Source organism: Roseofilum acuticapitatum BLCC-M154 (genome assembly GCF_030068475.1).
GTDB lineage: Bacteria > Cyanobacteriota > Cyanobacteriia > Cyanobacteriales > Desertifilaceae > Roseofilum > Roseofilum acuticapitatum.
Map to the genome: position 1 here is coordinate 1 of NZ_JAQOSP010000020.1, position 7586 is coordinate 7586.

A 7586-nucleotide genomic window follows, 5' to 3' on the forward strand; every position below is an offset into this window, starting at 1 on the left:
GAAGCGGAAATACCCTAATTAAAAATCCAGGGAGCAAGATGCTCCCACTCCAGTCATATCAAAGAATTCGAGGAGTGCGGGCATCTTGCCCGCTTCTTAACAAATTTTCATGTCCGCTTGCGGAAACCGGACTTGATATGAGGAGGTTAAGAAGAGTTTTTTTCGATTCAGGTTAGCGATGAATTTTGCTCAATTTTGCCGAAATTTAGGAGAGGCTAAAGTTTATTATCCCCAAGTGGCGGCGGCGACAGGTGGGGTGGTGGGGAGTATTTTGGCTTGGCATATTGTGCAGAAATTGGGCGATCGCTCCCCAGAGTGGATCAGACTGAACCAGAAAGAGATCGCCACTCAAACGGCTTTAACTGAGGCAGAACAGCAACTCGCTCGCCAACAGTTAGCCCAAAAAGGATTACTCGAAGAGCGTCGAGTACCGGGTAAACCGGGTGTGGTGGATGTGCGCTTAAATCTGGAACAACTAGAAGTAGCGCTTCAGGGGGGAGGATCTCCTCGCTCTGTTCCTGCTGTAGACCGCTATTTTCCCGTTAAACGCCAGGCGATCGCCACTGCCGTCACCCCCCATTACCAATTTACAGGGCCTTGGAATTCTCCAGAACAATTTGAAGAGTTTCAGAGCCAACTTCTGGAGTATGCCAAACAAAAAGGCTTAGACAATCCATCGGGATGGATGTTTAAAATAGTTGATGGACTGACCAAAGGCATTATTTCACCCTTTTGGGATGAGTTTACCCAAAATATTCCCTTGGGGTCGAGTCAGCAGGTCAAACGAGATTGGGAAATTGAAACCGGTGTGCCCTATCCTGCCTTTGAAGAAGAACGCATTCAATACTATGTGCAGAAAGGAGAACCCTTAGAAGTCGCCGTTTCTAGAGCGCGAGCCGACCTAAGAAAACCCGTATTGGCAAAAGATTTATGGGAAGGATTCTTGCGAAAGTGCGATCGCCTCGCCGATGAAGCCCTCAAAGCCAAGAAAAAAGGCTTAACCACCCCCTATTTACCCCCCTCATTCAGCCAACGACCCGAAATTACCAAAGAACAGGTGATGGAGAAATTATTACAAGTCTCTACTCCCATCGCCCTGCCCGAATCCCAACCCGATCCTGAACCAGAGGCTACCCCCTCCCTAGAACAACTGCAAAAAGCTTATCAAAGTCCCCTCGGACGCAGTTGGGTAAAACAGCAACTCCAGCAGCATCCCGAATGGGGCTATGAAATTATTGATAACCAAGTACAGCCTTCCTTACCCTTTTAGGGGGACGCGGAGATTACCGATGATCCTTCTACTGCACAAAGTGCTGTACTGCCGTGACAACCCTAAAATGGTGGGTTACGGCGGATTGATAGATTGCTTTCACAGTCTAGATTTTAGCCGCCTAACCCACCCTACGCTAATGCACATTTTTAGCTGTGTCGCGACAGTACTTATTCGGTCAAGCCTTGACTAAAATCAGTCATTTCTATGCCTGCAAGAATGCCCATCAATCCAGGAAACTGACCCTGTGTCAGAGGAGCAAGACCCATTCCTGGCATGGGGGGATGATGGGGTAAATTGCCGGAACCGTAATCCCCTTCATTGCCCTGGAATGGGATAGTGTCATCAGTAAAGTTAGGATTAGACATCGCCCCAAAGTCATCGACACTGCCTGAAAATCTCAATCCAGGATCTCCCAGACTATTAGGGCCCAAAGCGCCACCATTGATCAGTGCATCCTCTTCTGCTGGCCCATTCATGGGTGGGCAATCCCGCAGATTTGAAGCCAGGTTACCCAATAGGAAATCATCGCCATCTTCGGGAGGTTCGCCAGGGAATGGGGCATTTTCGGCGATCGTTTGCAGCTCAGTACGCAGGGTATCTATTTCTTCTGAGGTCAAGCCCATACTCTCAAACACATTAAGAGTCGCTTGGGTAATGGCTTCGTTCTCTTCTGGGGCGATCGTACCATCTTCTCTAGCGGTCTCAATCGTATTATGCAATTGATCGAGACTTTCCTGAGAGGGAGGGTTGTCGATGATCTCTTGCAAATTGCTCATCAACTCTTGCATATCTTCCCGTACTTCTGGTGGAAGTGGACGAGGCCGGTTTTGACCACCTTCTGGTGGAAATTCATTACTTGAAGCGAGCTGGGGATTTCTCACATTTTGCCCGTTGGTTGCGGTTAGACTGTTGAAAGGCATAGAATTTAAAGGCATCGTTGTTTCCTCAGTTATTGGATAATTCCGTTAGATGATCCCAATGTACTGAGGATATCCCGTGGGAAAACAGAGCCAAAGGTCACGTTTAATCCATGACTTTTGTCCTATTGCCCTTTCTCTGGTCATGGGTAATTAGAACTATGGCTGAGAGGCAGTGGGCAGTAGGAAGTCTGCCCGAAAGCATAGTAATCAGTTACTCAGTACCCATTACGGATGATGGAACCTTTACACCAAATCGATCCCCTACTTTCGGGAAGACTCCAAATTAGCCCTGAGCAGCGCCAAAAACAGGCTCATGAGCAACGAGAGAGGGAAAGACAAGAAGGATATCAAAAGTTGATCGACCTCTGTGCGATCGCCGAATTAGAAGCCGCTCAACGACTGGTAGCAGCCCATCCCCATTGGGGGTATGAGATTATTGACGGTTGGGTAAGCGATCGCCCTGAGCAAGTCTAGCACTAGGCACGGGTAACCGGAGGTTAAAAACTCCAGAAAAATTACTTCAGGAGAATCCAACCTGTTTTAGAATTGGAGAGAATCTAAACTTAAAGCGTTGTTTCTCAAACCCTCTATCCCTAGGGAGATAAAATTACTTTTGCATAAACCCTCTAATGATAGTTGCCTCTAGCATTGAGCCTTCCATCCTCTAATCGCTCCTAAATGTTGTTACCTTCTTCTTTTGTGTCTAGATTATATCCATCTGACAATGAAAAAATGGATCGGATGCAATCCTCTTTACCCCTCGGAGATATCTTACTTGTCGATCGCCAATCCCAAGGATTTGAGGATTTAGCGCACCGATTAAGTCAAGAAGGATATACCCTGCGCCATATTCATAATCCGGTGATGGCGCTCATGATTGCTCGATCCACTCAACCGGATTTGATTATTCTCAAAGTCAGCGAGATTCAATCGGAAGATAGAGATCTTTGCTTAAAGTTAAAAGAAAATATCAAAACCTGTGAAATCCCGGTGGTTTTAATTGCGGATAATCGTCAATCTATACAATTAGAAGACTTGATGCCCATGGGGATTTTTGATTGTATTTTTAATGGTTATAACGATCCAGAAACCCTGATTCGGTTGAAAAATCAGCTCAAAATCCAAAGTCTAACTAAAAAAGTCAAACAACAACAAAGTTGTTTACAAAAAGAAATCTCTGCCCGCCAAACTCTGCAAGAAGAAGTTGAAAAACTTAACCTAGAACTAGAACAACGAGTGCAAGAGAGAACTGCACGACTAGAGCAAGCCAATCAAGAACTGAAAAAAGAAATTATTGAACGTCATAAAGTTCAGAAAAAGCTTCATCACCAAGCCTATTATAGTAACTTAACAGGATTACCGAATCGCACGTTATTTTTAGAGCGCTTAGAAGATGCGGTCAGTCGGAAAAAACACCAGCCAGATTACCTATTTTCAGTTTTATTTATTGATGGCGATCGCTTCAAAGTCATCAATGACTCTTTAGGTCATACAATCGGCGATCAACTCATTATTGCCATGGCTCGCCGCTTAGAAAACTTAACCCGTCTAATCGATACCTTAGCTCATTTGGGCGGTGATGAATTTGCCATCTTGCTCGAAGAAATTCGGGACTTGGAAGAAGTCACAGACATTGCGGAACAAATCCATCAAGAATTTATATCTCCCTTCCAGGTGGAGGAACATATCGTATACTTAAATATTAGTACCGGTATTACTTTCTATGAAGGAGAAGCTCGCCCACCTCAAGAGATTCTCCGAGATGCAGAAACAGCTATGTATCGGGCTAAAGCCTTAAGGCAAGGCAGTTATCAGATTTTTGACTCCGCTATGCACGCTAATGCCGTATCTTTACTGCGGCTAGAAATGGATTTAAGGCAAGCCTTGAAACGCCATGAATTTTATCTGCAATATCAACCGATCATTTGCTTGAAAACGGGTAAAATATCGGGGTTTGAAGCTCTGGTGCGCTGGCAGCATCCAGAGCGAGGATTTATGCCACCCAATGAATTTATTCCGGCGGCGGAAGAAACGGGTTTAATTGTACCCATTGGTCGTTGGATCTTAAAAGAAGCTTGTCAACAATTGCGAATTTGGCAAGAGCGTTATTTAAGCTATTTTCCGATCGCCATCAGCATAAATCTTTCAACGAAGCAGTTTTTACAGGCTGATTTGATTCCCCAACTCGATAGAGTCTTGCAAGGGGTGGAAATTGATGGCAACTTAATTAAGCTGGAAATCACAGAAAGCGTGATTATGGAAAACGATCAATCTGAGGTGTTGATCGAACAATTTCGAGAGCGGCAAATCCGAGTCTGTTTAGATGATTTTGGTACGGGTTATTCTTCTCTGAGCTATCTTCAGCGCTTGAAAGTGGATACTTTGAAAATTGACCGCTCGTTTATTCAGGACTTAGATCGCAATGAGGATAATCTGAAAATTGTGGAAGCGATTATTACTTTAGCGCATCAATTGGGTATGGATGTGACGGCGGAAGGGGTGGAAACAATAGACCAAATTAAGCAATTACAAGCTCTAGGTTGTGAAATGGCTCAAGGCTATTTTTTTGCTAAACCCTTAGATCACGATCGCGCCGCACAGTTCCTGGTTAATCCTCCCCAGTGGTTGCAGGAGGCGCTTTGAATATTGCCTGTCGTCTTCAAGAGCAGTGTCGTCAGTCTGGGGATTGTCCGGCGATTATTAGCCAAAATCAATCGATTTCCTTTGCCGAATTGGATCGCGCTTCGAGTTGTGCGGCTGCTTATTTACAAGATTTAGGGTTAAAGCCTGGCGATCGCGTTCTGGTATTCTTGCCCATGTCAATCGATCTCTACATTGCTCTGCTTGCAGTCTTCAAATTGGGTATTATTGCTATGTTTATCGATCCGAGTGCCGGGCAAACTCATCTAGAACACTGTTGCTCCATAGCGCCTCCTAAAGCCCTTTTAGCAACTCCGAAAGCGAGTTTGCTGCTGTTGAAATCTCCGGCACTGCGACAAATTCCCTTGAAGTTGGTTCCTCATATTTTTTTTCCGGGGCTGAAAAATTGGTATCGTTTCCGCACCTATTCCCCTTCCGCGATGCTCTACCCGGCAACGGCTGAAACGGCTGCTCTGCTGACGTTTACCAGTGGTAGCACAGGGAAACCGAAAGCGGCTTTGCGTAGCCATGGTTTTCTGCTCACCCAGCATCAGGTGTTAGCGCGTCATCTCGATCATCAACCGGGGGCGATCGATTTAACGACTCTGCCGATCTTTATTTTGGCGAATCTCGCCTCTGGAGTCACGAGTCTTATTCCTGCGGGGGATTTGAGAAAACCGGGGTTTGTGAATCCTGTTCCCATTTTGCGGCAAATTGAAACCCATCAACCCAGTAGTACGGCTGCGTCTCCGGCGTTTCTAGAGCGTTTGGTGAGCTACTGCGAAGAGCATCAGATCCGGTTGGAGAGTTTCCAGCGTATATTTACGGGGGGCGCTCCGGTTTTTCCTCAATTGTGCGATCGCCTGCAAAAATGCGCCACCCATGCCCAAATTATCCCCATATATGGCTCCACGGAAGCCGAACCCATCGCCCACAGTCTCCATCCCCAACCCTCTCCATCTTCCCTGGGTGGACTCTTTGCCGGTCATCCGATCGCCGAAATCAACCTAAAAATTATACCCGACTCCTGGGGAAAACCCATTGCTCCCCTGACTCCCGAAGCCTTTGCCAACTATACCTTGCCCCCCCTCACTCCTGGGGAAATTGTGGTCAGTGGCGATCATGTTTTACCCGGTTATGTGAACGGAGAGGGGGACTTAGAAACCAAATTTCGTGTTGGCGATACCCCTTGGCATCGTACCGGAGATGCGGGTTATCTTGACAGTGAGGGGAATTTATGGCTGCTCGGCCGCACCCGCGCCAAGATTGAGGATGAAAAAGGGATACTCTATCCGTTCAGTGTAGAGGCGATCGCCCATCAATTCCCCCTCATCAAACGTGCCGCCCTCATCAGCCACCACCATCAACGCTGGCTCATATTAGAATTAAATCCCCTCCACCCCCCCGATGAACATCAATTCTACCCGCTCAAATCAGCCTTAGAATTCGCCCAAATCGACCAAATTAAAATTGTGCCCAAAATCCCCGTCGATGCCCGTCACAATGCCAAAATCAACTATCCTGCATTAGCCAGAATGCTCCATCGACTCTAGACAAACCCCATAGCTTCAACCGATCTCAAATCGAATCTAAAAAATCGTAGGGAGGAATGGGATCGCTCAAGTTTAACTCCCAATCTGGGCAGAGTTCTTGCCAGGTGATAAGCTTCTTTTCTAAGTCCGATCGCCCATCTTTTTCTCCTAACCAAAAGAGTTGCCGTTTTTCGTCTTGGGGTTCAGGAATAATCGCTGCTGGATAAAGGGCTAAGATCTGATCCGTTAGCTTTTCCCATTGTGCCTCTTGCTGGTTTTGACACTCTTGCTGCTGCTGATATCGCTGTTTCTTCGCCATAAAATAGGCTTTTCCCTTTTGTTCCTTATCTAAGGGAGGAAGTTCTAGGGCTTTGGGAAATGCTTTTAAGATATATTCCCCTTTCCCCTCTAGGCTATTGAGCGTTTTCAGATACCGCTCTTGATGGGTGGTCAGATGGTCTTCTAGGGCACGGCGATCGCCAAAACAATGGTAGAATTTCAGAGGTAAAATCGTGGTTTTAGCAAATAAATCACAGACCACCACCCCATAATGAATATAAGCCTGTTCTAAAAGCCCATCATCTTGAACCAGCGCCTCCATTTTGGTCGGCGATAGTTTCGGCTCAGTAATAGCGGCTAACTTCTCAGTAGCAACCATCTCTAAATCGCCCACCAACCCAGGAGGCAGTTCTAAGGCTGTTTCTGGCGTTTTAATTAAAGCGTAAGTATACATGATCTTCCATCACTCATCCCCGCGATCATACCCTTGCGAGGAAGTTTCTCTTTTACCGGAAATTTGGGTTTAGAGCAACGCCCTTCTAGGGCGGCTTTATATTTATCCGCAACAATGTGTGATAAAATAATGTCATGTTAATTAGAGAAGCCAAGCTACTAAACGGAACGGAGGCGCAATACTGCGCTCTCGACAATGCCATTCGTACCGCTCAATTCATTCGGAATAAGGCGGTTCGATACTGGATGGATAATCGAGGAGTGGGGAAAGCGGCTCTATACTCGCTATGTAAGGATCTAGCCAAAGAGTTCCCGTTTGCGGGTAAATTAAACTCGTCCGCTAGACAAGCTAGTGCCGAAAGAGCTTGGCGGGCTATCTCTAGTTTCTATAGTCGTTGCAAGAAGAAGGAAAAGCCTAAAGGGTATCCTAAGTTCAAGAAACACTGTCGCTCGGTAGAGTACAAGGTTAGCGGGTGGAAGCTATCGGAG

The 7586-nt window shown here is 46.3% G+C and carries 6 protein-coding genes and 1 pseudogene; 5 read left to right on the forward strand and 2 right to left on the reverse strand.

Annotated features, from left to right (window positions below):
• The first annotated feature begins 178 nt into the window (after nucleotides 1-178).
• A complete protein-coding gene (locus PMG71_RS03215; RefSeq protein ID WP_283752201.1) occupies nucleotides 179-1270 on the forward strand; it encodes a hypothetical protein in 1092 nt (363 codons plus the stop codon).
• Between the two features lie 170 nt (nucleotides 1271-1440).
• On the opposite strand, the gene PMG71_RS03220 is transcribed toward PMG71_RS03215, so the two are convergent.
• Nucleotides 1441-2208 carry a tellurite resistance TerB family protein gene (locus tag PMG71_RS03220; RefSeq protein WP_283752202.1) on the reverse strand — a complete coding sequence of 256 codons (768 nt, stop codon included), beginning with the start codon at nucleotides 2206-2208 and terminating at the stop codon, nucleotides 1441-1443.
• 216 nt (nucleotides 2209-2424) lie between these two features.
• On the opposite strand from PMG71_RS03220, the gene PMG71_RS03225 reads away from it, so the two are divergent.
• From PMG71_RS03225 to PMG71_RS03235, 3 genes are all read left to right on the forward strand, one after another.
• Nucleotides 2425-2667 (forward strand): hypothetical protein, encoded by a 243-nt coding sequence (locus tag PMG71_RS03225; protein ID WP_283752203.1) that lies wholly within the window; start codon nucleotides 2425-2427, stop codon nucleotides 2665-2667.
• Nucleotides 2668-2934: 267 nt separating this feature from the next.
• Nucleotides 2935-4836: a GGDEF/EAL domain-containing response regulator gene (locus PMG71_RS03230; protein WP_283752204.1), complete on the forward strand. Its 1902-nt coding sequence runs from the start codon at nucleotides 2935-2937 to the stop codon at nucleotides 4834-4836.
• Nucleotides 4833-6386, forward strand: coding sequence for an AMP-binding protein (locus PMG71_RS03235; RefSeq protein WP_283752205.1), 1554 nt, complete (start codon nucleotides 4833-4835; stop codon nucleotides 6384-6386). Before PMG71_RS03230 ends, PMG71_RS03235 begins: the two co-directional genes overlap by 4 nt.
• A 25-nt stretch (nucleotides 6387-6411) precedes the next feature.
• Here the strand turns inward: PMG71_RS03235 and PMG71_RS03240 are convergent, their stop codons facing one another.
• On the reverse strand, nucleotides 6412-7098 hold the full coding sequence (locus tag PMG71_RS03240; protein WP_283752206.1) for a GvpL/GvpF family gas vesicle protein: 687 nt from the start codon (nucleotides 7096-7098) through the stop codon (nucleotides 6412-6414).
• 134 nt (nucleotides 7099-7232) lie between these two features.
• On the opposite strand from PMG71_RS03240, the pseudogene PMG71_RS03245 reads away from it, so the two are divergent.
• A pseudogene (locus PMG71_RS03245) lies at nucleotides 7233-7586 on the forward strand (RNA-guided endonuclease TnpB family protein); the annotation flags it as partial.

What these genes read in the sequence shown, in the direction of transcription:
- PMG71_RS03215 (WP_283752201.1), top strand. Translation starts at nt 179, where the DNA reads ATGAATTTTGCTCAATTTTGCCGAAATTTAGGAGAGGCTAAAGTTTAT.
- PMG71_RS03220 (WP_283752202.1), bottom strand. Translation starts at nt 2,208, where the DNA reads ATGCCTTTAAATTCTATGCCTTTCAACAGTCTAACCGCAACCAACGGG.
- PMG71_RS03225 (WP_283752203.1), top strand. Translation starts at nt 2,425, where the DNA reads ATGATGGAACCTTTACACCAAATCGATCCCCTACTTTCGGGAAGACTC.
- PMG71_RS03230 (WP_283752204.1), top strand. Translation starts at nt 2,935, where the DNA reads ATGCAATCCTCTTTACCCCTCGGAGATATCTTACTTGTCGATCGCCAA.
- PMG71_RS03240 (WP_283752206.1), bottom strand. Translation starts at nt 7,098, where the DNA reads ATGTATACTTACGCTTTAATTAAAACGCCAGAAACAGCCTTAGAACTG.